At 50.3% G+C, this 24,548-nt stretch carries 27 protein-coding genes and 1 tRNA gene; 21 read left to right on the top strand and 7 right to left on the bottom strand.

The genetic code is table 11. From position 1 onward, the window contains the following. From lptA to AB1611_10815, 16 genes are all read left to right on the top strand, one after another. Nucleotides 1-546: a lipopolysaccharide transport periplasmic protein LptA gene (gene lptA / locus AB1611_10890; GenBank protein MEW6380095.1), complete on the top strand. Its 546-nt coding sequence runs from the start codon at nt 1-3 to the stop codon at nt 544-546. A gap of 1 nt (nt 547) precedes the next feature. After that, a complete protein-coding gene (gene lptB, locus AB1611_10885; protein ID MEW6380094.1) occupies nt 548-1,264 on the top strand; it encodes an LPS export ABC transporter ATP-binding protein in 717 nt (238 codons plus the stop codon). 105 nt (nt 1,265-1,369) lie between these two features. After that, nucleotides 1,370-1,648 carry an HU family DNA-binding protein gene (locus AB1611_10880; GenBank protein MEW6380093.1) on the top strand — a complete coding sequence of 93 codons (279 nt, stop codon included), beginning with the start codon at nt 1,370-1,372 and terminating at the stop codon, nt 1,646-1,648. 125 nt (nt 1,649-1,773) lie between these two features. Continuing rightward, a complete protein-coding gene (rpoN, locus tag AB1611_10875; protein ID MEW6380092.1) occupies nt 1,774-3,243 on the top strand; it encodes an RNA polymerase factor sigma-54 in 1,470 nt (489 codons plus the stop codon). 177 nt (nt 3,244-3,420) lie between these two features. After that, nucleotides 3,421-3,972 (top strand): ribosome-associated translation inhibitor RaiA, encoded by a 552-nt coding sequence (gene raiA, locus AB1611_10870; GenBank protein ID MEW6380091.1) that lies wholly within the window; start codon nt 3,421-3,423, stop codon nt 3,970-3,972. Between the two features lie 35 nt (nt 3,973-4,007). Continuing rightward, nucleotides 4,008-4,475, top strand: a complete 468-nt coding sequence (locus tag AB1611_10865) for a PTS sugar transporter subunit IIA (protein ID MEW6380090.1) — start codon at nt 4,008-4,010, stop codon at nt 4,473-4,475. A 10-nt stretch (nt 4,476-4,485) separates the two neighbouring features. Then, complete coding sequence (hprK, locus tag AB1611_10860) at nt 4,486-5,445, top strand: HPr(Ser) kinase/phosphatase (GenBank protein ID MEW6380089.1); 960 nt, start codon at nt 4,486-4,488, stop codon at nt 5,443-5,445. Between the two features lie 25 nt (nt 5,446-5,470). Beyond that, nucleotides 5,471-5,908: a PTS sugar transporter subunit IIA gene (locus tag AB1611_10855; GenBank protein ID MEW6380088.1), complete on the top strand. Its 438-nt coding sequence runs from the start codon at nt 5,471-5,473 to the stop codon at nt 5,906-5,908. Between the two features lie 82 nt (nt 5,909-5,990). Then, complete coding sequence (locus tag AB1611_10850; GenBank protein MEW6380087.1) at nt 5,991-6,485, top strand: PTS sugar transporter subunit IIB; 495 nt, start codon at nt 5,991-5,993, stop codon at nt 6,483-6,485. Between the two features lie 59 nt (nt 6,486-6,544). Beyond that, on the top strand, nt 6,545-8,722 hold the full coding sequence (locus tag AB1611_10845) for an alpha-amylase/4-alpha-glucanotransferase domain-containing protein (protein ID MEW6380086.1): 2,178 nt from the start codon (nt 6,545-6,547) through the stop codon (nt 8,720-8,722). A gap of 104 nt (nt 8,723-8,826) precedes the next feature. Continuing rightward, nucleotides 8,827-9,612 (top strand): PTS sugar transporter subunit IIC, encoded by a 786-nt coding sequence (locus tag AB1611_10840; protein MEW6380085.1) that lies wholly within the window; start codon nt 8,827-8,829, stop codon nt 9,610-9,612. 1 nt (nt 9,613) lies between these two features. After that, on the top strand, nt 9,614-10,399 hold the full coding sequence (locus tag AB1611_10835) for a PTS system mannose/fructose/sorbose family transporter subunit IID (GenBank protein MEW6380084.1): 786 nt from the start codon (nt 9,614-9,616) through the stop codon (nt 10,397-10,399). Between the two features lie 63 nt (nt 10,400-10,462). Further along, on the top strand, nt 10,463-10,732 hold the full coding sequence (locus tag AB1611_10830; GenBank protein ID MEW6380083.1) for an HPr family phosphocarrier protein: 270 nt from the start codon (nt 10,463-10,465) through the stop codon (nt 10,730-10,732). Between the two features lie 125 nt (nt 10,733-10,857). Continuing rightward, the gene (gene ptsP / locus AB1611_10825; GenBank protein ID MEW6380082.1) at nt 10,858-12,594 is read left to right on the top strand and encodes a phosphoenolpyruvate--protein phosphotransferase; all 1,737 of its coding nucleotides are present in this window, start codon (nt 10,858-10,860) and stop codon (nt 12,592-12,594) included. A 71-nt stretch (nt 12,595-12,665) separates the two neighbouring features. Next, on the top strand, nt 12,666-13,253 hold the full coding sequence (pyrE, locus tag AB1611_10820) for an orotate phosphoribosyltransferase (protein MEW6380081.1): 588 nt from the start codon (nt 12,666-12,668) through the stop codon (nt 13,251-13,253). 101 nt (nt 13,254-13,354) lie between these two features. Beyond that, a tRNA-Thr gene (locus AB1611_10815) sits at nt 13,355-13,426 on the top strand. 668 nt (nt 13,427-14,094) lie between these two features. Here AB1611_10815 and AB1611_10810 read toward each other — a convergent pair. After that, nucleotides 14,095-15,312: a SufD family Fe-S cluster assembly protein gene (locus AB1611_10810; protein MEW6380080.1), complete on the bottom strand. Its 1,218-nt coding sequence runs from the start codon at nt 15,310-15,312 to the stop codon at nt 14,095-14,097. Then, entirely contained in the window at nt 15,300-16,091 is a 792-nt protein-coding gene (locus tag AB1611_10805; GenBank protein ID MEW6380079.1) for an ABC transporter ATP-binding protein, read from the bottom strand. The genes AB1611_10810 and AB1611_10805 overlap by 13 nt, the downstream gene beginning before the upstream one ends. Before the next feature lie 130 nt (nt 16,092-16,221). Here AB1611_10805 and AB1611_10800 point away from each other — a divergent pair, with 130 nt between their 5' ends. From AB1611_10800 to AB1611_10785, 4 genes are all read left to right on the top strand, one after another. Then, nucleotides 16,222-16,629, top strand: coding sequence for an aspartyl protease family protein (locus AB1611_10800; protein ID MEW6380078.1), 408 nt, complete (start codon nt 16,222-16,224; stop codon nt 16,627-16,629). Between the two features lie 59 nt (nt 16,630-16,688). Next, entirely contained in the window at nt 16,689-17,060 is a 372-nt protein-coding gene (locus tag AB1611_10795) for a hypothetical protein (protein ID MEW6380077.1), read from the top strand. Between the two features lie 157 nt (nt 17,061-17,217). Next, entirely contained in the window at nt 17,218-17,499 is a 282-nt protein-coding gene (locus AB1611_10790; GenBank protein ID MEW6380076.1) for a hypothetical protein, read from the top strand. Nucleotides 17,500-17,510: 11 nt separating this feature from the next. After that, nucleotides 17,511-17,804, top strand: a complete 294-nt coding sequence (locus tag AB1611_10785; GenBank protein MEW6380075.1) for a hypothetical protein — start codon at nt 17,511-17,513, stop codon at nt 17,802-17,804. A 25-nt stretch (nt 17,805-17,829) separates the two neighbouring features. Here AB1611_10785 and AB1611_10780 read toward each other — a convergent pair whose 3' ends face one another. The 5 genes from AB1611_10780 to AB1611_10760 all read right to left on the bottom strand — a co-directional run bounded on the left by AB1611_10780 (nt 17,830) and on the right by AB1611_10760 (nt 23,384). Continuing rightward, entirely contained in the window at nt 17,830-18,363 is a 534-nt protein-coding gene (locus tag AB1611_10780; GenBank protein ID MEW6380074.1) for a CsgG/HfaB family protein, read from the bottom strand. Then, entirely contained in the window at nt 18,356-20,350 is a 1,995-nt protein-coding gene (locus tag AB1611_10775) for a tetratricopeptide repeat protein (protein MEW6380073.1), read from the bottom strand. The genes AB1611_10780 and AB1611_10775 overlap by 8 nt, the downstream gene beginning before the upstream one ends. 111 nt (nt 20,351-20,461) lie before the next feature. Beyond that, nucleotides 20,462-21,694, bottom strand: a complete 1,233-nt coding sequence (locus AB1611_10770; protein MEW6380072.1) for a serine/threonine-protein kinase — start codon at nt 21,692-21,694, stop codon at nt 20,462-20,464. 13 nt (nt 21,695-21,707) lie between these two features. Continuing rightward, nucleotides 21,708-22,655 (bottom strand): serine protease, encoded by a 948-nt coding sequence (locus tag AB1611_10765; GenBank protein ID MEW6380071.1) that lies wholly within the window; start codon nt 22,653-22,655, stop codon nt 21,708-21,710. Nucleotides 22,656-22,661: 6 nt separating this feature from the next. After that, nucleotides 22,662-23,384 (bottom strand): Stp1/IreP family PP2C-type Ser/Thr phosphatase, encoded by a 723-nt coding sequence (locus AB1611_10760; protein MEW6380070.1) that lies wholly within the window; start codon nt 23,382-23,384, stop codon nt 22,662-22,664. A gap of 193 nt (nt 23,385-23,577) precedes the next feature. Between AB1611_10760 and AB1611_10755 the strand changes: the two genes are divergently transcribed. After that, nucleotides 23,578-24,543, top strand: coding sequence for an FHA domain-containing protein (locus tag AB1611_10755; GenBank protein MEW6380069.1), 966 nt, complete (start codon nt 23,578-23,580; stop codon nt 24,541-24,543). Nucleotides 24,544-24,548 lie beyond the last annotated feature (5 nt).

The raw sequence follows: 24,548 nt of genomic DNA, 5'->3' as shown, positions 1-24,548 counted from the left end.
ATGGTTATTTTTCGTAAGGAGGCAAAGGCAGGGAGAATTATCCTGGCTTTGCTCATGATAATCGGGCTTTGGCTTCTTCCGGCTGGGGCATCGCCGGCAGAGAAAGAAAAAGCCCAGCCGCAGAAGAACCAGGCGAAAGAGGCCCAGATTCTGATTACCTCCGATCAGGTGGAGTTCGATCCCCAAAATGAGATTGCCACCTATACGGGGCAGGTTACGGTGACCCAGGAAAACACTTCCCTGTATGCCGACCGGATAGAAGTGCATTTTACGGCTAAAGGCAAAAATATTACGCTGATCAAGGCTTTTGGGAATATTCGAATTATCCAGGAAGACAGACTGGTTACGGCCGAGGAAGGTATCTATTACCAGCAGGATCGAAAAGTGGTCCTGACCGGCAATCCGGTAACCCGGCAGGGGAACAATTGCATCAGCGGAGACAAAATTGTCTATCTCTGGGATCAGGGCAAGGCGCTGGTTGAAGGAAATGTAAAAGCTACGATTATCATGGACAGAGAGAAGATGGAAAAGTTGAGGCCAAACTAGATTGCTTGAAGCCCGGGGTCTTGTTAAGAAGTATAAAGGCCGAACAACAGTCAAGGGGGTCAGTTTTCACCTGAGTCGGGGAGAGGTGGTTGGCCTGCTCGGACCCAACGGGGCCGGGAAAACTACAACCTTTCGAATGATCATCGGCTTAATCAGGTCGGAAGGCGGGCACATATATCTGAACGGCACCGAGATCACCCACCTGGCCATGTACCGGCGGGCTAATCTGGGAATCAGCTACCTGGCGCAGGAATCTTCGATTTTTAGGAAATTGAATGTCGAACAGAATATTATGGCTATCCTCGAAACTCTTGATCTGGATTCAGCGGAACGGCAGCGGCAACTGGAAATGCTGCTGGCTGAATTAAATTTGACCGACCTGGCAAAGTATGAGGCGGATGTTCTTTCCGGAGGAGAGCGCAGGAGAGTGGAAATTACGCGGGCATTGGTAACTTCCCCTTCCTTTATCCTCCTGGATGAGCCGTTTGTCGGCATCGATCCCAAAGCTGTGGTGGGAATCCAGAACATCATCAACAAGCTGAAAAAGAAAGGCATCGGGGTGCTGATCACCGATCATAACGTCCGGGAGACCCTGACCATTACCGACCGCGCATATATCATGTACGATGGAGAAATTCTCATTTCCGGCACGACCGCAGATTTGATCAAGGATGCCAGGGTCAAGGACCTTTACCTTGGAGAGAGTTTTCGGATGTAATCTCTTGACAGAGGTAATTTATTATGTTATTGTTTATTAAAGAATATCTGGTTATTTAAAATGGAAACGGCTGTCTTTTAGAACCGGAAAGGAGGTCCCTGAGCGATGACGAAAGCCGATCTTGTGATCGAGGTAGCGAAGTTAACGGATTTAACGAAGAAAGAGACCGAAACGGTAATTAAAACCATATTTGGCAGCATTACTACCGCCTTGAGTGAAGGAGACAAGGTGGAGCTGAGGGGTTTTGGGAGCTTTCGGATCCGAAATCGAAAGGCACGGCAGGGGAGAAACCCGAAAACTGGTGATATGGTGAATGTACCGGCCAAGAAGGTGCCATTTTTCAAAGCGGGAAAAGAACTGCGATCGCTGGTTGATTATTGCTGATTCTGACTATGGGCTGATTACAACTGATTCTCAATTGGTGAAGAGCAAGGGTTATCTGAATCAGATGTCGAACTGGCATCGAATCACCCCTGGCAGGGGACATTAACTCAAAAAGAGGTATTGATATGGCGCTGGAGATGAAGCAAACTTTAAACATGAAGTTGACGCACCGGCTAATGATGACTCCGATGTTGCAGCAGTCCATCAAGTTATTGCAGCTCTCGAAACTCGAACTGACCCAGCTCATTCACCAGGAATTGCAGGAAAATCCCATGTTGGAGGAATTATCGCTGGAACCGCCTTCGGATTTCGGATCAGAGGAGATGGACCAGCGGGATGTCAAGGCTGAAGACATTAGGCTTGGCAGCGATGAAAACGGTTTTGATGATGCGGAACGGGAAGTGGAATGGGAAAACTTTATCGACGATGACGCCGTGGACACAAACAGGTTCTCGGTATCGGGCGGTGATGAGCGGGAGCTTCCCCCGCTGGAAAATATCCTGACCAGGCCCCAATCCCTGCAAAACTACCTCCTGTGGCAATTGCGCATGTCTTCCTCCATCAGCGAGCAGGAGTTCCGGATAGGGGAGATGATCATCGGCAATATCGATGAGAACGGCTATCTGTGTGCAACGGTTGAAGAAATGGCCAAGGTTTTGGAACTGCACGATGCCAAGGAAGTCGAGGATGTCCTGCACCTGATCCAGAACCTGGACCCGCCCGGCGTTGGAGCCAGAACTCCTCAGGAATGCCTGCTGCTGCAAGTCAAAGAGGAAGAGCCGACAGCCTCTCTGATCAAGAGAATGATTCAGCATCATATCAGCCTGCTGGAATCGAGAGAATATCAGGCTATCTCAAAGAACATGGGTATCAGCCTGGCCAAAGTAAAGGAGCTGGCCGACATAATCCTGAGCTATGATCCCAAACCTGGCCGGCGGTTTAATCCCGATGTTTCTCATTATATCGTGCCTGATGTATTCGTCTATAAAATGGGAGATGATTATGTCATCTCTTTGAACGATGAAGGGTTGCCGCAGCTTCGGGTGAGTAATATTTACCGGAAGATCCTGCGGAAAGGAAAAAATGTTCCCGACAATACCCGAAAGTATGTCGAGGAGAAGCTGCGGTCCGCTGTCTGGCTCATTAAAAGTATCCAGCAGAGACAAAGAACGCTGTATAATGTAGCCAGAAGCATTGTCAACTTTCAGCGGGATTTTCTCGACAAAGGGGTAGCTTATCTCAAACCCCTGACTCTCGTGGATGTGGCTAACGATATTTCAATGCACGAATCCACAATCAGCCGGGTTACCACCAATAAATACATGTATACTCCGCGGGGGATTTTTGAGCTGAAGTTCTTCTTTAATTCCGGGTTGAAGAAAAAAGATGGTGATTTTATCTCTTCTGTCCGGGTAAAAGAACTGCTTCGTGAATTGATCAAAAACGAAGATGTCCGAAAACCCTACAGCGATACTCAGATTCTTGAGCTACTCAAAAAGCAGGGAGTGGTGATTGCCAGAAGAACAATTGCCAAGTATAGAGATGAGCTGCACATATTACCTTCTCAAAAGCGAAAAGCGGTCTTTCTCGACTAAGCCTCAGCGAAGGCCGGCGGTTGTTCAACCTGTTTGGGCAAGGCGGAGGAATGTTCTTCTTTGTGCATCCTCTTGTGACCGTTATGGGTTCTTTTTTCAGCCATACACGGGATTGAGTAGTGGTCTGACAGAAATTATTTTCTTTATTATTATATATTTTTCAGGGAGGTCCTGACAATGCAAGTCCTCATTACGGGTAGGCATATGGAGATGACTGATGCCCTCCAAGATTATGTAAAAAATAAAGTAGAGCGCGTAGGCAAGTATCTGGAAAATATCAAAGAGGCGGACGTCATCTTATCTGTAGAAAAATATCGTCATTCTGCCGAAGTAACCATTAAAGCCAACGGGATCACCATCAATGGTGAAGAAGAGACCGATGACATGTACAGCTCTATCGATCTGGTGATGGAAAAGATCGAGCGGCAGGTAAAAAAATACAAGGAGAAAATCCGCCAGCACAAGACCAGGCAGCCCCTGAAAGAGAGCATTATAGGAGTGGATATGTTCGCCTCTGAAAGCAAAGAGGAGGAAGGCCCATCTAACCTGCGGATGATCAAGACGAAACGGGTAGCTGTCCAGCCAATGAGTCTGGATGAAGCGATGATGCAGATGGACATGACAGAGGAAGATTGCTTCGTGTTTCTCAATCCGGCATCGAATTCCATCAGTGTAATTTACCGGTCTAAAGATGATAAAGTGGTACTGATTGAGCCTGAGCTCCAGTGAGAGAGTGATATGGTCCGCGTAATGGAGGGAATTTTATGAGGGTCTTGGATTATTTGCCGGAGGAGGTTATTGAAGCAGATCTCAAAGCTGAAACCAAGATGGGGGTGCTCAGGGAATTAGTTCAACTTCTGGTTAATAACAACCAGGTACGGAATGCTGATAAGGCTCTGGAGGTTTTACTGGAGAGAGAAAAGCTGGGCAGTACCGGGATAGGGGACGGCGTGGCCATTCCCCATGCCAAATTCAGTGACATAAAAACGCTGGTGGCCGCTTTCGGACGGTCACGAAAGGGAATCAATTTCGAATCTCTGGATAATAAGCCCGCTCACCTCTTCTTTCTGTTTCTGGCACCGGAGAATTCGGCGCCTTTGCATCTGAAGATACTGGCCAGAATTTCCCGGCTCCTGAAAAAAACAACCTTCCGAGAGGCATTAATGCAGGCTAAAAGTGGCAGAGACATTTACCAGGCCATTGCCGATGAAGAAAAAGACGTTATAGGATAAACACGCAAGAATGCTCGTCCAGAAATGCTTAACCATCCGGGAGCTCGTAAACGAGCAGGCGGAACGGCTGCAATTGAAAGTCCTGAATGGGGACGAAGGGCTCGACCGCAAGATTACCTCCCCTCGCATTCAAAAACCGGGGCTGGCGCTGGCAGGGTATTTTGCCCAGATACGGGCAGAACGGGTCCAGGTCTTAGGAAGTACCGAAGTGTCCTTTATGGACACCCTCTCCAGTGAGCGTCGTCAGGAAGTCTTAGAGGCTATTTGCCAAATACCTATTTCCTGCTTTATTCTCACCAAGAGCATGCTGCCGCCGCCGGAGCTGATTTCGGTAGGAAACAAGTATAAAATCCCCATATTGCAATCCAGTCTCCAAAGTTCGATTTTTATCCGTCAGATTTCAACTTACATGGAAGAGAAGTTAGCCCTGGAAACGAGCATTCATGGTGTTCTGATGGACATCTACGGACGGGGAGTTCTCCTGCTTGGCAAGAGCAGCATCGGTAAGAGTGAATGCGCGCTGGACCTTATTGTTCGAGGACATCGGTTGATTTCGGATGACATGGTCAACATCAAACTGCTGCCCCCTGACGTGCTGATTGGCAGCGGCCCGGAGATGATCCGCTATCATATGGAGCTGCGGGGCCTTGGAATCATCAACATTAAAGACCTCTTTGGAGTGGCTGCTGTCCGTTACCGAAAAAAGATAGAGCTTGCGGTAGTGATGGAAGAGTGGAAAAAAGAGTATGAGTATGATCGACTGGGGCTGAAGGAAAGTACGGTGAATATCCTGGGAGTTGAGGTGCCGTTAATTAAAATGCCGGTAGCTCCGGGGAGAAACATGGCCATTATTATTGAGGTTGCAGCCCGAAATCAGCTCTTAAAGGAAAGCGGTTATTACTCAGCCCGTGACTTTGATCAGAAGGTGATCGATATACTGAGCAAAAAATCCAAGGCCAAACTTATTTGAGCTTTACTACTTAAGTGAGGACAAAATGGAAAATAACATGGTGGGAGTAGTTATCGTCGCTCACGGGAACCTGGCGGAAGAGCTGCTGAAAAGCTCTGAGCTTATTGTCGGTTCGCTTCCGAAAATGAAGGCCGTTTCAGTAGATTCGAGAAACGGGGTAGAGCAGGCGATGCACGATATACAGAAAGCCATCGAAGCGGTGGATTCCGGTTCGGGAGTTTTGATTTTAACGGATATGTTCGGAGGAAGTCCCTCAAACCTGAGCTTATCCTTTTTGTCCACGAAGCGTATCGAGGTTGTTACGGGCGTGAACCTTCCCATGCTGTTAAAGCTGGCTACGTATCGTGAAGGGCACTGCCTGGAGGAAATCAAAGAGACCGTCTTTATCTACGGTCGGGAAAAGATTATTATCGCCAGTGACCTCTTAAACAAGAAACTCGAAGAGAAAAAAGTTAAATTATAGGGGCAGGTACTGGCAGTAAGCTTTGAGTCCAGAACCCCCTTTCCCCGGTTAGTTCATTTTTTAACAAAGTGTAGATACATTTATGCCGATAGTTTTAGTACGGATCGATGAAAGATTAATTCACGGCCAAGTGATTGTCGGATGGGCGAAATTCCTGAAGGCAAGCATGATTATTGTTGCTGATGATGAAGTTGAAAAAGATGAGCTTCGGTTGGAAGTCATGAAACTTGCCGTACCGGAAAATATCAAGGTAGAAGCTTACAGTATTGCCCTGACCGTAGAAAAATGTCTCAGCCACGATTTGCCGGACAAAAATGTTATCGTCCTGTTTTCCAAATTGAAGGACTTCAAAAGGTCCCTGGATCTGGGTTTTCCAATCCGGGAAGTGAACCTGGGGTGTGTTCATTCCGGAGAGATAGAGATTCAGAGCAACATAGCAATTAAGGCAGAGGAGGCTTCCTACCTGGTGGACATTCAGAAAAGCGGGGTTCATTTGGATTTGCGTGCTCTCCCTCAGGATAAGCAGATCGATTTGCAGGACATTCCCCTGTACCAGAAGTTAATCGGGCGCAAGTAAAATCAAAGCCTGGCCAAAGCCAGATTGACGGTATCTCATACTTTTGATGGAGATAGATTTTGGAAAAACAATACCTTATTTTGGGAATTCATAATCACCAGCCGATAGGAAACTTTGATTTTGTTTTCGAAGGATGTTACCAGAAAGCATATTTTCCCTTTTGGGAGGTGTTGAAAAGACATCCCGGAATCAAGATAAGTCTCCACTATTCAGGAACACTCTGGAACTGGTTTTTGGAAAAATCCTCTCCTCTTTTGGATATCGTGGCTGACATGATCGAGCGGGGACAGGTAGAATTATTGAGCGGCGGCTATTATGAACCGATTTTACCGATTCTCCCGGATGTGGATAAGGTTGGCCAGATTAAAAAATTGAACCGGTTTCTCAAAGAACGCTTTCATACCACACCGAGGGGCATGTGGCTGGCCGAGCGGGTGTGGGAGCCGCATCTGGTGCGCTACATTCGAGAGGCTGAAATTGAGTATCTGGCGGTAGATGACCTGCATTTTCGATCCGCCGGCATTCGTGAAGAGGAACTGTGGGGTTATTACCTTACCGAGGAGCAGGGAAACCTGCTGAAAGTCTTCCCCGGCAGCAAGTATCTGCGATATACGATTCCATTTAAATCCCCCCGGATGACGATCGATTATCTGCTGCATGAAAACCGGGGGAGGGGGAATCTGCGGGTTATGGCCGATGACGGAGAAAAATTCGGTGTCTGGCCGGGTACCTATGATCTGGTTTATAATCAGGGCTGGCTGGATCAGTTCTTCAGCCTGGTTGAAGAAAATCAGGATGTTCTTGAAACAATAACTTACGGCGAATATGTGGACAAGTTTCCTCCGCTGGGAAAAGTTTATTTGCCGACCGCCTCGTATTCGGAGATGGAGGAGTGGGCACTGCCGATCCAGACGGCGGAGGAATTTATTGCTCTGGAAAGAATGATCAGTAATACCAAAGAGTTCCCTCAGAGAGCCAAACCCTTTGTCAAGGGAGGTTTCTGGCGCAACTTTTTGAGCAAGTATTCGGAGAGCAACAACCTCTATCAGAAAATGCTCTGGGTGAGTAAGCAGATCGAACAGTATCAGAGTAAAGGGGCATCCGCGGATTCTTCTCAGCAATGGCTGGATCGGGCACGGGATGAGCTCTGGAAAGGCCAATGCAATGATGCTTACTGGCACGGCCTTTTTGGCGGGCTCTACCTCCCGCATTTGCGGGATGGAGTCTATAATCACCTGATCAAGGCAGAGAACATCATCGATGAGCGGCTTCATCCGACGGAGAGCTGGATCGATTGCCTGCCAGTGGACATGGATGGCGACGGAAGAGAGGAAATCCTGGTCAAAACATCCAGTCTGATGTTCTGGCTTGACATGGACGCAGGGGGCACGATCAACGAACTGGACTACCGGCCAAAAGCCTTTAACCTGATCAACTCTCTCATGCGCAGACGGGAAACGTATCACCAGAAACTGCAGCAGGGAGCACACATAGGAGTGGATCAGGATGACAGCTATGGGGTAAAGAGCATCCATGAGATTACGGTCAGCAAGGAAAAGGATCTGGCTGAGCTGCTTTATTATGATCAATATGCCCGCAACTGCCTGCTCGATCATTTCTTCCCTCCTGTCACCACACTCAAGGAGTTCAGCCGGTTACAACATCAGGAATATGGGGATTTTATTACCGGAAATTACCAGAAACAGCAACTTCAATCGACTCAGGACATGCTCCACCTTATTCTTTCCCGGGATGGTTCCCTGCTGATCGATGGAGAGCATATCCCATTCCGCGTTGAAAAAGCGGTGAGGGTTCAGGCAGATAAATCGGAATTAGCTTTCGAGTATCAACTGGTCAATTTAGGGAAATCGACCGTTCGATGCCGATTCGGAGTAGAATTCAATGTGAACCTTCTGGCCGGACGAAGTGCGGACAGGTATTATCAAGTACCCGGCATTGCCCTCAAGGATCGGCAACTGGCCAGTTGGGGAACCCTGGAGCAGGTCGAGCAGATTCAACTGGTGGATGAAGCCCTTGGTCTGATTGTCTCTTTCGATTTTGCTGACTACCCCGGCATCTGGAGATTCCCGATCGAAACCGCCTCAAATTCTGAATCAGGGTTTGAAAGAGTTTATCAGAGCTCGGTTATCCTTCCCTACTGGGATATCAACTTAGCCGCAGGGGAGGGATGGACCTGCCGCTTCCGGATGCAGGTTTCCAATTACAGCCATAACTAGGCAAGAGAGAAGTATCAGTTATCAGTTTTTTACTGACCACTGGTCACTAATTACTGGCCACTGACCACTTAAATCAATGCAAGGCTCAGGATTAAGAGGTTAGGGTGATTCAGCAAATCCTTGAAATCAGTCTCATCGGCGGGCTGATAAATTTAGATGATGTTTCGCTGACTCAAATAATGATTTCGCAGCCGGTTGTGGCTGCTCCTCTGCTTGGATGGATGTTTGGAGATTTGCATGCCGGACTGGTGATAGGGGCATTCCTTGAGCTTATGATGGTTTACCTTTTGCCGATCGGATGTTCAGTCCCCCTGGACGGATCGATGGCAGCAGTTATTGCTGCCGGAATCTGCCTTTTGGCCGGGCCATTTTTTCCAGGCTCCCGCGAGTCCCTGATCAGCCTGGCCATTTTATTGGCGATCCCCTTCTCGATCCTTGCCCAGCGGGTGAGCATCCTGGTCAGAAAGGCCAATGGCAGGATCTGCGATCAGGTCCAGGCAGCGGTCACGGGAAAAACATCAAGGAAAATCGATCTTCTCCACTTCAGCGGGATCGGGTTGTTCTATCTTCGCTCATTCAGCCTGTGCCTGATAAGTCTGCTCATTACCGTCCCGCTTCTCCAGCGGATTGCCCCCTTATTTCCCCCGGGATTATATCGTGGATTAAAGCTTTTGTATTTTGCCTATCCGATGATTGGCATCGCCCTGCTCTTCGATGCCTTTCGCAGTAAAGATATGTACTGGCTGTTTGCCTTGAGCTTTCTGTTGGCCACACTGCTTTCCTCTCTCTGGCCTCTTCCGTGCTGGATGGCCTTTGGGGTCCCGTCCCTCCTTCTGAGTGTGCTGTATGGATTGAAGGAATCCATAAAGGGAAAGTGGAGCAGGGGGTAATGTGAAATCACGTACACAAAGCGCTGTCTGCCTGCGGAAGGTCGATTTACTCCGGGTTGTTTTTCGTTCGTTTATCTTCCAGGGGAGCTGGAATTTCAGGAAAATGCAAAATCTCGGTTTTACCTTTTCCGCTCTTCCTGCCCTCCGGAGAATTTACCCGGACCGGAAAGAACGGGAGGCAGCCCTGCTGCGGCATCTTGAGTTCTACAATTCCCACCCCTATATGGCCTCTTTTGTTCTGGGGGCTATTATTAAAATGGAGGAAAAACATGCTCAGGGCGAAGGTATCCGGACAGAAGACATCCTGACGTTTAAAAAGGCAATGATGGGGCCGATGGGCGCTTTGGGGGATTCTTTTTTCTGGGCTTCCTGGCGGCCGTTCCTTGGCGTCCTGGCTGCCGCTCTGGCCCTGGCCGGCTGGGAATATGCTCCCCTTGCCTTCCTTCTCATCTACAATATCCCTCACTTCTACGTAAAATTTTTCGGCTTTTGGCAGGGTTATGTTCTTGAGAGGAGAATTGTGGAAAGGATTCGAAAGTACGATTTATTCCGATACAGCGCTTATCTGAAATCTTTTCTGATGATTGTTCTTGGAGCGATGATCCCAGTTGTGATAAAATGGGATTGTAAACCAGTGTGGCCATGGCGCAGTGCACTGGACAAGCTGGGATTACTGTTCGGAGTTCTCGTAATTTCAGAGCTTTTTCGTCGAAAGATTACCTTGATTAAAGTATTGCTTATTACCAGCAGCACTTGTATCTTGTTAGGATTATTGAATATCATATAGGTATAAAGTATAACATTCTCTCTTTGTGGTTCTCATCCGCTCGTCAATCTGCCGGGGGAAGATATGCCAAAGCAGACAGTATTTATTAAAAATAAGTTGGGCTTACATGCACGAGCTGCCAGTCAGATTGTCAATCTGGCCAATAAGTATACTTCAGAAATAACCATTCAGAAAGGGGACGTTACGGCCAATGGGAAAAGCCTCCTCGGAATATTGACCCTGGATGCTCCACTGGGCAGTGAGCTGTTGGTCGATGTGAATGGTTCCGATGCGCAGGAGCTTCTGACAAAGCTGATAGAACTGATTGAAGATAAATTCGGGGAAAAAAATTAAAAAAGACAGGAGTCAGGAGTCAGGAGCCAGGAGAAAAGAGTATTTATTCTGACTTCTGACTTCTGACTCCTGGATTCTGGATTCTTACCTCAAGATTGAGGTCAAAGCAGGGAGGCTGATTTTTAATGCTGAAAGGAGTAGGGGTATCACCAGGCATCAGCATCGGTAAAGCTTTTTTACTGGATAGAAGAAAAATCAAGGTTGAAAAATTTACCATCGCTGGTGACATGGTCGAGGAAGAAGTCGCCCGATTCATGGATGCCCTGCAAAAATCCCGCGAGCAGCTCTTGCAGGTAAAGGAGAAACTCACCCACGACCTTGGTGACCAGGGGCATGCTCATATCGTGGATGTCCACATTCTTATTCTCGAAGATGAGATGCTGGTTAATGAAGCCATAAATATCGTCAGGGAAGAACGGGTCAATGCCGAGTGGGCATTACGAAAGGTATTGACCCGGTTCGCCAATATTTTTGACCAGATCGAAGATCCGTACATGAAGGAGCGCAAAAGTGACATCGAACACGTAGGGCAAAGGATCCTGCATAACCTGGTAGGGGAAAAAATGAGGAGCCTCGACGGGTTTGAGGAGGATGTTATCGTTGTTGCCCACGATTTGTCACCAGCCGATACCGCTCAGATGCACCGGGGGAGGGTAATCGGCTTCGCCACGGACCTTGGGGCCCGGACTTCACATACGGCCATTATGGCCCGTTCGCTGGAAATCCCGGCAGTGGTAGGTCTGGAGAACATCTGCACCTTTGTCAAGACCGGAGATCCGATCATCATCGATGGGACCGATGGGGTGGTTATCGTCAAACCGACCCCGGAAGAGTTTCGCGATTATCTGGAAAAGCAGCGCAGATTCAAATATGTCATTCAGGAGCTTTTGAAATATACTGACCAGCCGGCCGAAACCCTGGATGGATATAAAATAGAAATCATGGCCAATATCGAATTCCTGGATGATATTCCCCATGTACTGAGCCGGGGAGCGGAAGGGATCGGATTGTACCGGACCGAGTTTTTCTATATGAACAGCCCCAAATTACCCACGGAGGAAGACCATTTCCGTGTCTACAAGCGGCTGGCTGAGCAGGTGAGTCCCCGACAGGCAACTATCCGCACCCTGGATCTTGGAGGTGACAAGATCGAATCCAAGCTGCACGTCATGGATGAGCCGAACCCTGTGTTGGGCCTTCGCGCCATCCGGTTCTCCCTGAAGCACTCCGACCTGTTCCGCCTCCAGTTGCGGGCAATTCTGCGGGCCAGTGCCTATGGAAAACTGCGCATCATGTACCCCATGATCTCCGGTATCGAGGAACTCCAGCAGGCCAATCTCATTCTGGCCGAAGTCAAGGACGAGTTGTCGTCGGAGGGAATTTATTTTGACGAGGACATCCCGGTCGGCGTAATGATCGAAATCCCCTCGGCTTCAATTACCGCTGACCTGCTGGCCAAGGAGGCAGATTTTTTCAGCATCGGCACCAACGATCTGATCCAGTATTCCATCGCCATCGACCGGGGAAACGAGCATGTGGCCTACCTGTATGAGCCGCTGCACCCGGCTGTTCTTCGATTGATCAAGCGCACGGTGGAGGCAGGGCACTCCGAGGGCATCCCGGTAGGGATGTGCGGAGAAATGGCAGGGGATCCGCTATCGACTTTGATTCTGTTAGGGTTGGAGCTGGATGAGTTCAGCATGAACACGGCTTCGATCCCGATCATCAAGCAGATTGTCCGTTCCGTCCGGCTGGAGCAGGCTACGGAGCTTGCCTACAAGGCCATGTCTTTCTCGACGGCCAAAGAAATCGAGGAATTTGTCTTGAGAGAAATGAGCTCTAAATTCCCGGAATTTTTCTAACGTGCTCTTTCCTCCTCATAAGAAAGAATGTTATAAGAAAGAATGTTCCTGAAAAACAAGAAGAAAGGTTCATGAAAACCGTGAAAGAGATGAAGGAAAGATTATTGAATCTGGTTTTGGATCGGGCCTTCAACTACAGCGAAGACAAGCCCTTCATGCTGTCCTCCGGGAAGACAAGCAATTATTATCTTGACTGCCGGAAAGTAACCTTGATTCCGGAGGGAATGGATTGTATCGGCCATCTGATTTTTGCCATGATACGGGATCTTAACATCCAGGGCATTGGCGGACTGACTCTTGGAGCAGACCCCATCGCCTATGCAGTCATGAGTGTCGCGTATCAACATCAACAGAATATTAAAGCTTTCATCGTCCGCAAATTGAAAAAAGATCACGGTTTGCAGCGGGAAATCGAGGGAGACCTGCATCCCGCAGACCGGGTGGTGGTGGTTGATGACGTAGTTACCACCGGACAATCGACCATCACGGCCATTGAACGGGCCAGGGCCAATGGCCTCCTGGTCGAAAAAGCAATCGTTTTAATCGACCGGCAGGAAGAAAACGGGCTGGAGCGAATCCGGGAGGCAGGTGTCCCGGTAGAGGCGCTGTTGAGCAAACAGGAAATCATGAACCAGTACCATCTTCGCCGGGCTGACTGAGTTTTTTCTCTTGCCTTAGATCCTGATGCTTGAGTATAATAGCGTTCAGGGTTGAAGGATAATCATTCGCCACTTCATCGATGTTGAATGTGCAGGTAATCGCCGGCGTAGCTCAGGGGTAGAGCAGCTGATTCGTAATCAGCAGGCCGCGGGTTCGAATCCCATCGCCGGCTTCAGTAAACTCAAGGGGTTACTGATTAGAGTCGGTAACCCTTTTGTGTTTAAGTCACCAAAAAGTCACCAAAAATTTAAAATTGGTGACGCTTATCATTAAAAATTAAACTGGCCTACTGGGCTGATGAATTGATATAGAGGCTCCGTACTCCATTGATTAATCACTTTGTGAAAATCACGTTTTGGTATTCCAAGCCTATCTGCTAATTGTAAAAGATCACGATGCTCTGATGGCATTATTTGAATTATGATTTTTACCGGAACCGGAAAAGGGTAATTTTTCCAATTAACAGATCTTACGAGCATATCTCCAGTTAAGGAAATATCATTGTATAACATGGTAATGTTTTGGGATTTCTCCTTCTCAAAAAGCTCCTCAACACATCCTTCCTTCCCCTCCACTTTATGGTCATCATGAGACAGACATTGCCCCAATAGATACTCGTTTAACTCCTCAAAGCTGTTAACACGGGGAATATGTATTCATACTTATTCATCCCTATCATCTTCCTGCCTCCGGTATCATGGTCTTTAGTTTTTTTCTGCCCATATAAATACCGGAAACTTCAGTCAGGGGTGGGGGAATTTTGCGTTGTCACAAACCCCTAAAATGGGGGAATTTTAGATTATCACAATCATCAAGCCCTGGTATTTTTCAGACAGCCTCTCACAGAAGCGTCTTCTCGCTCTCCTCTATCACCCGGTTCAATTCCGTTTGCAGCTCACCTGGCAGGCCCGCAATATCCACGGTCAGGAAGCCCCGGACAATGGCGGCAATGGCTTCCGATTCGGGAAGCCCCCTGGCCATCAGGTAATTGATCTCTTCCTGGGCGATTTTCCCTACGGCAGCCTCGTGAGAAAGGTCTATTCCCGGCAGATGGCCTTCCAGCTCCGGAATGGCCTGAATCGTTCCTCCCTCTTCCAGAATCAGGCCGCGGCATTCGAGATGGGCTTTGATATCTTCCGCTTTCCCGACCAGTCGTCCCCTGGCCCATATTTTCCCTCCGGCTGAAATAGCCCGGCTCACCACTTCAGCCCGGGTGCCTGGTGCCTCCAGGGTAACAGTGGAGCCCACATCCAGCTCAGAGCCAGGGGTAGCCACCAGGATGTTATGATACCGGGCCAGGGCATCTTTCCCCTGCAGCCAGGTGGCCGGATACATCTGCAACGACCGGATCGGCTTCATGGAAACGTAGTTGGAGATAAAAATACCCGAAGGCCCGACGGCTGCGGCTGATCGGGGCCTGACATCCATCTGCTCGGCCCAGTTGTGGATCATGGTAAAGGTAAGCCTGGCTCCTTTTTTGACGTAAAACTCCGATACTCCCACATGCAGCCCCCGTTTCATTCCTGAATGGGCGGCACAGCCGGTAATGATATCCAGTTCCGACCCCTCTTCAGCAATGATGATATTGTGTACGTTCTGCACCAGGTTGTCCTGCTCGATATACAGGCAGGCCTGAAGCGGGAAGGTGGTTTTGGCTTCCGGCAGTGCCCGGATGAAGTATCCGTGATGCGGGTGAAGATACGCCCAGGCGGTATATTTATCCTGGTCCACGGGCACCATCTTCCACCAGTAGTCTCCAAGCCAGTCATATCTTGCCAGGGCATCGTCGATGTTCAGAATCTCGACCCCTTCCTGATGGATCTGGCAGTGGAGCACCGAGTGGTTTTTCTGGAGATACGTCCCTGACCGGCCCTTTTCCCCGGTTTCAATGCCCGCGGACAGAACCTGCCGGGAAAACTCCTTCGGGAGCTGCCGAAGGTCTTTCTGATACGGCTCTTCAGGAGCTGTCAGGGAAAACTGCCTCAAGTCGATATCCGGGCCGTACAGGGCCTGTTTGTGCAGGGCAGCCTGCGCCCTCTCTTTTCTCAGATCAGGCATCGCACGCACTCCTCATATCCTACCTCTTTGATGCAGCGCAGTATTTCCCGGGGATTTCCGTGGCAGGCAATCGTGCCGTCCATCATCACATGCCCCCGGTCCGCTTCCACATAGTCGAGAATGTAGCCGGTATGGGTAATGATCAGCCCGGCAATACGGCGCTCTTCGCGCACTTTGCGCCGGCATTCGGTTGTTTCTTCCCCCGGCCAGTTCCGGTGAAGCAACTGATTGATAGCCCCACCGATGAGAGCGATGTTTTCAAGGTCCACCCCCGATTCCGGCTCATCCAGAAGGGCCATCAGGGGGCGCTGGACCAGGAGCTGCAGCATCTCGGATTTTTTGATTTCTCCCCCTGAAAATCCCTGATTGACATCACGGGCCAGAAGATCCTGAAAATTCAGCTCCTCGATAAAGGGGCTAAAGTCCTGCTGGCTGCGATTGCAGATCTTGAGCATCTGCTGCGTCTTTATTCCCTTGATGGTTGGAGGCCGCTGAAACGAGATGCCGATTCCTGCCTGAGCCCTTTCATAAACTGGAAGGTTCGTAATATCCTCTCCCTTGAGAATAATCCGGCCCGAAATCACCTCATACTCAGGAAAGCCCATGATAGTCATCAGGAGCGTTGTTTTCCCTGATCCATTGGGGCCGAACAGGGCATGAACTTCGCCCGGAGGAATATGAAGATTAACATCTTTCAGGATAGTTCGGCTAAAAAGCCGAACACTCAGGTTTTCGATAGCCAGCATGCTCTTTTTTGCTCTTTCCTTGATTGGATGCATTGTTACGATAAATTTCTGCCTGATCCCTTGTCGTGAAAAACATTATAATTCATTGACAATACTCATGGTTATTCGCTATATTTGCTCTCAGGGGGCAGCAAAACCGGATACTGAAAGGAGTGGATAGAACATGGGTGAAGTCATCGTTGAGCTTGAGATTGAGAATTACGACGATAGGGTATTATATGAGCACAATCTCAGGAAAATAGAGGAGATCCGCAGGGAAAGGGTCAGGGTGCTGGTCGATAGCGGCTCAACAATGCTCGTCCTGCCCCAGGACCTGGTGGAGCAACTCGGCCTGAAAAGGCTGGATAAGGTCATCGTCACCTACGCGGATGAACGGAAAGAGGAAAGAGAAGTGGCTGGAGTGGCTATGGTCAGGGTTGAAAACAGAATCACGCCGGTTAATTGTGTGGTCGGTCCTCCGGGGAGCGAAGGTCTGCTCGGCCAGACCATTTTGGAGGAACTCGACCTGATCGTTGACTGCAAGGAAGGAAAACTCAGGCCACGACCTGAGTCCCCTTATTTAGTTCCTTAAAGGTGAAGCCTCGTCTCTGAAATAAACCAGAATAACGTAAAATAATTTCTTACAAAGCTATGGCTGGCAGTATGCCTGTCGCCCGGGCAAAAGCAGTGTGCTCTTTAAGGGAGACAAAAAGCTCTCCTCTGGGCAAGATCTTTGTCCCCCAGGGACAAAAGCCTGTGAGTCTGCCAGGTGTCTTTTTCACCAACCAAGCCTATGGTCCTGTTCATGCTATCCTCTGGTGGGAGAAGGACTACAAAGAGCCCATCTCTCTGGTCACCAATGTTGAATCGACACAAGATGCCTGCAACTGGTACAGGAAACGATTTCGGATTGAGACCTTCTTCTCTCCGGTAGTGAATAAAATCAGACAATCAAGCCTTGGTATTTTTCAGACAGCTTCTCAGTGCCATTCTATTCTATCTGGTTATACTACTATCAGGTAGTCCACTCAACCGGGAACCGCTATAAACCTCTATCCAATCCCGAAAGATGTGAGGTTAAATTGTCCATAAAAGTTCATAATTAGAATTGCTGGAGGAATAGAATTGCCCATTGACCCAATATGGGAATTATAGTATATTCTGTTCAGGAGGTGATACTATGAAAAATAATACCCTGCAGATTAATGATGAATTTCAAGAGGTTGATACTAAAACAATTGACGACAGAACACGAATTACTCTGGGTGATCTTTTGAAGGGTTATAAAAGAGTCAGACTATATAAAAATAACCGGGGAGAGATTCTCTTACAACCTATAGCAGAAATTCCAGCTTCAGAGGTTTGGCTTTTTCAAAATAAAGAAGCCCTTGAAAGTGTTATGGACGGCTTAAAGGATGCATCCGAGGGCAAGATATCGAAACTTAATCTTGATGAATTTTAGGATAGCCAGTTTTGTTTGAAATCTTCCTTACTGATCAGGCAAAAAAGCAATTAGAGAGGCTTAAAACTGACAAGGGACTCGAAAAAAGGTACAAGGCAGTAACCAGGACTGTCCATTTATTAGCTGAAAATCCAAGACATAAAAGTCTTGAAACCCATGAATTCACCAGCTTAAAAGGACCCGAAAAAGAAAAAGTCTTTGAAGCTTATGCTGAACAATCCACTCCTGCGGCATATAGGGTCTTTTGGTATTATGGTCCTGATGCAGGTCAAATTACCATCATTGCAATAACTTCTCATCCCTGAATAGAATTTTCGGAGAATGTGTGCCCTACAGCAGCCCTGCCGCGGCTTCCCTGGCGGTCTTCAGCCATTCGGCCATATCCCCGCTCGAAGCCGTTCCTTTGACAGCATTACGCACCTTGCCGGTTTCCACTTCGACCAGCCGCAGGTCGAGGCGCATGGTGCCGGCGATCGCCTGGTAGGCTCCAAAAACCATCAGCCGGGCTCCCACCAGATGGCCGAGCTTTAACCGTGTGGCCTCATCCGCCAGTGAGGTCGATCCCAATTTAAGCTCCTCAAGGGCCAGGTGCAGCCGCTGCCGCTCGATGACCGTTACATCCCCGCGAGACTGGAGCGATTCCATAACCTGAGCGGAGAGAAGCTCTCCCAGTGAAGGCGGCTGGCCTTCGGCAGATGGGCTCAAGTTATCGAAATCCCAGACAGCTACCGCAGCACCCTTTTCAATTGCAGTATCCTTTTCCATCGCTGTGCCCTGCCCAAGGGGCAGGGATTGACGCAACGTGCAGGAGGCGCAAAAAAATCCAACCAGGATAAGACCTGTCAGCCATGCTCTTCTATTCATGATCCCTGCTTCCACTACCTTCTTCGCTGCCTTCTCCCAGGACCGCTTCCGCGATTCTCTCCTGGACCTTGTCATCGGTTTTCAGGGGTCTTTCCTGGCTGATGATCCGGATATGGCACAGGTCAGGCTCAACCCGGACAACCTCGGCCTGGGCGATGATTTTTGGTGAGCTCTGGAGCGTCTTCCCCTTGTAGGTGATCGGCTTGCCTTCTTCCAGCACTTCAAACCGTGTCCCCTGAACCACTCCCTGGCGGGAGCCGAGGTTAACCAGGGCCTGATCTCCTGTGACTTCAACCAGATACCCGTGCAGGGGATACTTTTCCATGACTGTCCTTAATATCTGCCGGTTGAGGGCGTAAAGCTCTTTTTCCAGAGATGCCTGGGGGCTGATTTGCCGGGTGATCACCAAAGGGATGGCTGAGGTTTCGCTGTCGATGAGCCTGAGATTCAGGAGCGTCCCGTTGGGCAGGTAAAAGAGGGATCCGGTGCCGATCAGTTTGGCGGCCAGTACCCGGCCAAGCTTGAGCGCAGTTTCCTGATCAGCCAGATCCGAAGAACCAAGGTTCAACTCCTCCATGAGACGCTCGATCAGCACCCGCTCCACCACCTGGACCCGGTTCGAGGCGGTCAGGGAATCGCTTAACTGGCTGGTCATCACGGTCGAGAAGCCATCCCGCTCGGCCAGGCCGCCTTTTTCCTGAAAATCGACAAAGGAGATAATCATGGGCCGGGAGGTCCAGGTATCTTCATCCTTTGGCCTGGACTTCTCCTGACTGCGGTACCGCTCGGCCAGGTCTTTCACCAGTTGGTCAACCCGTTTTTTACGCTCGTTGTCTTTCTGGAACTCCAGCATCTCCTGGGCTTTTTTGGCCAGGACAACCGCAAAGGTATCGCCCTTGTCAAGGGTGACGGCCTGCTGAAAGGATTCCAGGGCTTTATCCCAATTGCCTTCTTTCTGGTAGGTTATCCCCTTGTTGGTCGTCCCCTCGATGTAATAAGGATCGATGGCCACCGCCTGGTCGTAAAGCTCACGCGCCTTTTGATACTGTCCGCTGCTTGCATACAACCGGCCAAGCTGGTTATGCCTGACCGCTTCCTGGTACGGCTCGGCATCCTTCTTGGCTATCGCTTTCTGATATTCCGCCTCGGCCTCCTGCTTTTTATCCTGACTGGCGAGAATATCTCCCTTGATGACATGGACATAGGATCTTTCAGGAGCTTTGTGCTCTATCTCTCTGGCCAGCTCAAGGGCTCTGGCCGCCTCTCCCTTCTGGACATGAACGGCGGCCAGCCCTTCTTTGCCAAGTACCTCTGCCTGTCCGCTGTCTTTGGCCAGGTTCTGGAAAACCTCCTGCGCCTGCTTGAGGTTCCCCTCCCTGAGGGCTGCATAACCAGCCACTGTTTTGGCCCTGGTATTGTGAGGGTTCTTTTTTACCACCTCGGCGCTGATGGCTTTAGCCAGCGTGGTCTGTTTTCTCTGTAATTCCCTCTCGGCCAGCCTGACCAGCATCACTTCGGTGGTTTTGCCTCCGCCCTGAAAATGGTCGAGAACGCGAAGACCCGGCCCGATAATGCAGACCGTGGGCAGTATCTGCCGGGCCTGATACCGGTCGCTGATCCCGGACTGGTCCTGGATGATGGGAAACCCTAGGTCGGTCTGCTTCCTGAACTGATCGATCTTGGCCCGCGGAGAGAGGGTAATGGCCAGGGTGGTCAGGTCATAGCCCTTGTATTGTCTGGCCAATTGATTCAGGCTTACGATTCCTTCCTGGCTCGGCCTCGATTCTGCATCGAAGAAGTAGAGAATAATCATGGGCTGATTTTTCATCTGGGCCAGGTCATGGGATTTTCCGGCGATATCCTTCAGGGAAAAGAGCGGAGCGGACTGGCCGGGTGCGATCTGGCCATAGCTTACGCCCATTCCCGAGAGGAAAAAACCAAGGGTGAGGATCAAACTGACGGCACGGCATTTTCGGGTAATCTTCATCTGACACTCCTTTTTTTTAAAGAATTCAGGAGTCAGGAGTCAGAATAAGGGCTGTTTTTCTCCTGACTTCTGGATTCCAGCCACTAACCACTGATCACTGACCACTGACCACTACTCCTCCTCGGTCGGCATCAGCCGGACCAGGAGAGGGGTCTCGACCTTTTCGGGTAACTGAACCTGGGCTTCCCAGTCAAAATAAGCGGGCAAAGTCAGCCGGACCTCATGTTTTCCGGGCGCAAGCTCAAGCCGGGCAGGCGTTTTCCCGTGCAGGGTTCCATCCACGAAAATCTGGGCACCGACGGGCGTACTTTCGACCTTGAGAAAAGCAATCACCGGAGGCGCTTCTCCAGTCGGCGGCGGTTGCTGCTCCGTAACCGACGGAGGAGGAGAAGGAGGAGGAAGACGATCATCCCTGGCTGAGCCGAAGAAATAGACCAAAATCCCCGCCGTGATACTGATCAGGAAAACCGCGATCAGGAGCACCAGGAACCTGCCCTTTGGCCGATCCTGTCCGGTCGGGGCGGCTTTTGTCTTCTTCAGGCAGGTCTTCAGGGCATCGGCCAGGGCAAGGCCGGTCTGAAAGCGTTTCTCCGGCTGCTTGCTCAGGCACTTTACGATTGTCTGCGAAAGCAGGGGGGGGATTGCCGGGTCGAGAGCTGACAGTTCAGGGGGATTATCCTGAGTAATGGCCCTGAAAAGAGCGGCCAGGTTATCTTCCTGGAAGGGCCGCTTCCCGGCGCACAGCTCGTAGAGGACAACGCCCAGCGAATACAGATCTGAGCGTCCGTCCACCGGCTGGCCCATCACCTGTTCGGGGGACATATAAGCCGGGCTGCCGAGAATCTCTCCCGCCCTGGTCTGCTGCGTGGCCGAGGAATCTTCGATATGGGCAATTCCGAAGTCGGTTATTTTCACCCGGCCATCGGGCTGGACAATAATATTGCCGGGCTTGATATCCCGGTGAACGATTCCCTTCTGGTGGGCATAATCGAGGGCACAGGCTACCTGGATGCCAAGATCGACGATGGTGCCAATATCCGGTTTTGCTTCCTGCAAGATCGTATGAAGAGGTTTGCCATCGAGAAATTCCATGGCAATAAAGATCGTGTCCTGATCCTGCCCGACGTCATAGACAGTAACGATATTGGGATGCGAAAGCCTGCCAATCGCTTTAGCCTCCTTGAGGAACCGCTGGACGAAATCCTCGTTGGTGACCCGGTCCGGACGCAGGACCTTCAAAGCGACTGACCGGTCAATCCGGGGATCATGGGCCCGGTAGACCACCCCCATAGCTCCCTTGCCAAGCTCATTTTCGATCTGATACCGTCCATACTGTAATAACATGCTAACTTCCGTCCTATTTTTGTCCCATAAATTCTCTGATCGTCTCCATTGGGATCAGAAAGCCCACTGAATCCGTGCCGCGGTATCTGCCCTTGACAACAGCCACCACGTTTCCCTGGGTATCAAACACCGGGCTGCCGCTGCTTCCCGGCAGGACTTCCATATTCACCTGCCACAGGAGCAGAGTATTCACCTTCCTCGGAGGGCCGTCGATGAAACCGGCATGGACCGTTCCCTGCAGATTGACGGGACATCCGATCGAAAACACCTTTTCACCCATGCTCAGGAGGTTTCGTCCCCGGGAAAGAGAAATGCAGGCATCGAACCTGGTCTTGACGGCAATAAGAGCCAAATCCCGGTCATGATCGGCCCTGCATAGTTGTCCGTTCAGCTCATGGCCGTTATCGAGAATAACCCTGACCTCCTGGATCCCTTCAAGGTCATGGGCTGTTCCTAATATTAACCCCTCCCGGTCAATAATGAAACCGGAGAACTGAATCGGTTTTCCTCCCCGCTCGGCTTTGATGCAGACCACCGATTCACTGTGGGCCAAAACCGGGGAGGGGACACCGTAATCCTCTTGTTCGGCAGCAGGATTCCGGGCATATCTTTGCAGATGGGCCCATAGTTCTTTCTGGAGCGCCTGATCGGGCTGCCCCTGCCGGAAGTATTCGGCCTGGACCTCCGAGGCCAGGGGAGAGCGGGGCTTGAGCATGATCTGCCAGCGCTCGCCTTCTTTCATCGCTCCCAGGTGGACCTGGCCCCCTTCCCGGCAAGCACGGACGATCTCAAAGCCGTTGCTGTGCAGCCATCGTGAAATGACATCCTCCACCTCCGGCAGAGGAAAAGGATACGATCTGAACTCCACGTCCGCGCTTCCAGCCCCGGCAAACGCAAACAGCAGAAAAACCGTGACAGCGGCAACGGCCAGGACCATCCACGCCCGAGTGAACTTGCTCATGGTCAATCACTTTACTTCACCGAGAACTACCGTTACGTTGTCATACCCCCCGGCTGATTTGGCAGCCTCGATTAACTGGGTTCCCTTTTGAGAAAGAGTCAGGGGACGGGAAAGGATATCCTTGATGAAGGAATCGTCAATCATATCTGTCAGACCGTCGGAGCAGAGGAGAAAAAGGTCGCCGGGAACGGTTTTATCCCGTATCAGGTCAAGGGCCAACTGTTCGTTGACACCTACAGCTCTGAGGATAACACTTTTGAGGGGATGTTTTCTGGCATCCTCTGGCGTGATGAGGCCCTGGTCGATCTGCTCCTGGACCACAGAGTGATCATGCGTCAATCGTTTCAGTTGTCCCGCTCGCAGCAGATAGGTGCGGCTGTCTCCTACATGGCCAAGAACATAACCCTGGCTGGTGAAGACAATGACTTCGGCGGTACACCCCATTCCCCGGCACTGAGGGTTCTGCCTGGCATGGTTAATAATTTTTTCATTGGCTGATCTGAAGATATCCTGGACCCTGACAAGGGCTTCCTGCTCGGATTGACACTTCGCACCGCCGGAAAGTGCCGAGGCGGATTCAATAAATATCCGGCTGGCCACCTCACCAGCCGCTGCCCCGCCCATTCCATCGGCCACTGCCAGAAGGTCCGCTTCGGATATGATGATGAAAGCATCTTCATTATTCGAGCGTCTGAGGCCAGGATCTGATTGTCCAAATGAGACTGTCATAGGCATCGCCTTTCAATTTGGTGGTTATAGATCCTCTCATGAGAAAGGTTAAAAGTCAATCCTATTTTAGTAAACTTATGGCAGGTTGTAAATAATTATTTTCTTGCAAGAAATGCGAGATTCAGGCTATAATTGAGTTCTGGACTGCAAACAGGATGATAAACCATTTACCATCAGATAATTTTTATTCCCAATGAAGCAACAGCCGGTTATTACCGTTCAACTCGTTCATATTCAAGGGCCTCTCAAGGGCGAAATTCAGGAGTTTTCCGAAGCCAGGATTGCCATTGGCCGCCACCAGTCATGTCATTTGAAGTTCCCGGCGGATCTGACCATAATTTCCCGCAACCATGCCGAAATAGTCCGAGACGGAAATCGCTTTAAATTGGTAGACCACAGCACCAATGGCACCTTTGTCAACGGCAAGAGAGTGGTTGAAGAGGCGTACCTGAAGAACGGAGACGTGTTGTCTTTTGCCGAAGGCGGGCCAAAGGTCAGCTTCCTGACCCAGATTCAGGAAAACCAAGCCGGGAAAGAAAGCGTTCTCCCGGCTCCGCAGCAAAGCGGCCCCCTGCCTTCACCGCCGCATCATCCCCCGGAGAGTGAACCGGATTCATCTTCCCGGCTGGAGCCTGAGCACCCCTTCCTCCAGCCCGAACCCCCACCCCTTCATCCTGAGCCTGTCGAGGCAGCAGGCAAAGTCGTGGTGCACAACGTGAGAGTCCCCCTCATTATCCAGTATGGCCCTACGCTGCGCTCATACAAAGCGGTGCCGGTTACCATGGGAAAAGAGGCAAGCTGCGATTTTCAGCTTGACCATCCTGGTATCCAGGGTCAGCATGTCCAGGTCTTCTACAGTCAGGATCGCTACTGGGTCAAGGACCTCACGGGACAACGATTGATTATGGTCAACCGGCAGCCCATCGACCTTCAGTCACCGCTCAATCCCGGCGATGAGCTGTCCCTCGGCCCCTTGGGGCCCCTGTTTCGCTTTCTGGGCAGCGGCCGCCTGGCTGAAATACCAAAGCCCTCCTCCAATGAGCGTCCGGGTTCCCCTTCCTCCGATCAAAAAGGGGAAGGACACCAGCACAAGGATGCCCCTGAGAATAAAGACACCAAAGGCCCGCTTTCCATTTTGAAGAAGCTCTGGAAACATTAAGGCTG

The sequence above is a fragment of the bacterium genome (genome assembly GCA_040755755.1).
GTDB lineage: Bacteria > SZUA-182 > SZUA-182 > DTGQ01 > DTGQ01 > DTGQ01.
Note: the sequence above shows the minus strand (reverse complement) of the source record. Positions and strands in the feature narration are given on the sequence as shown.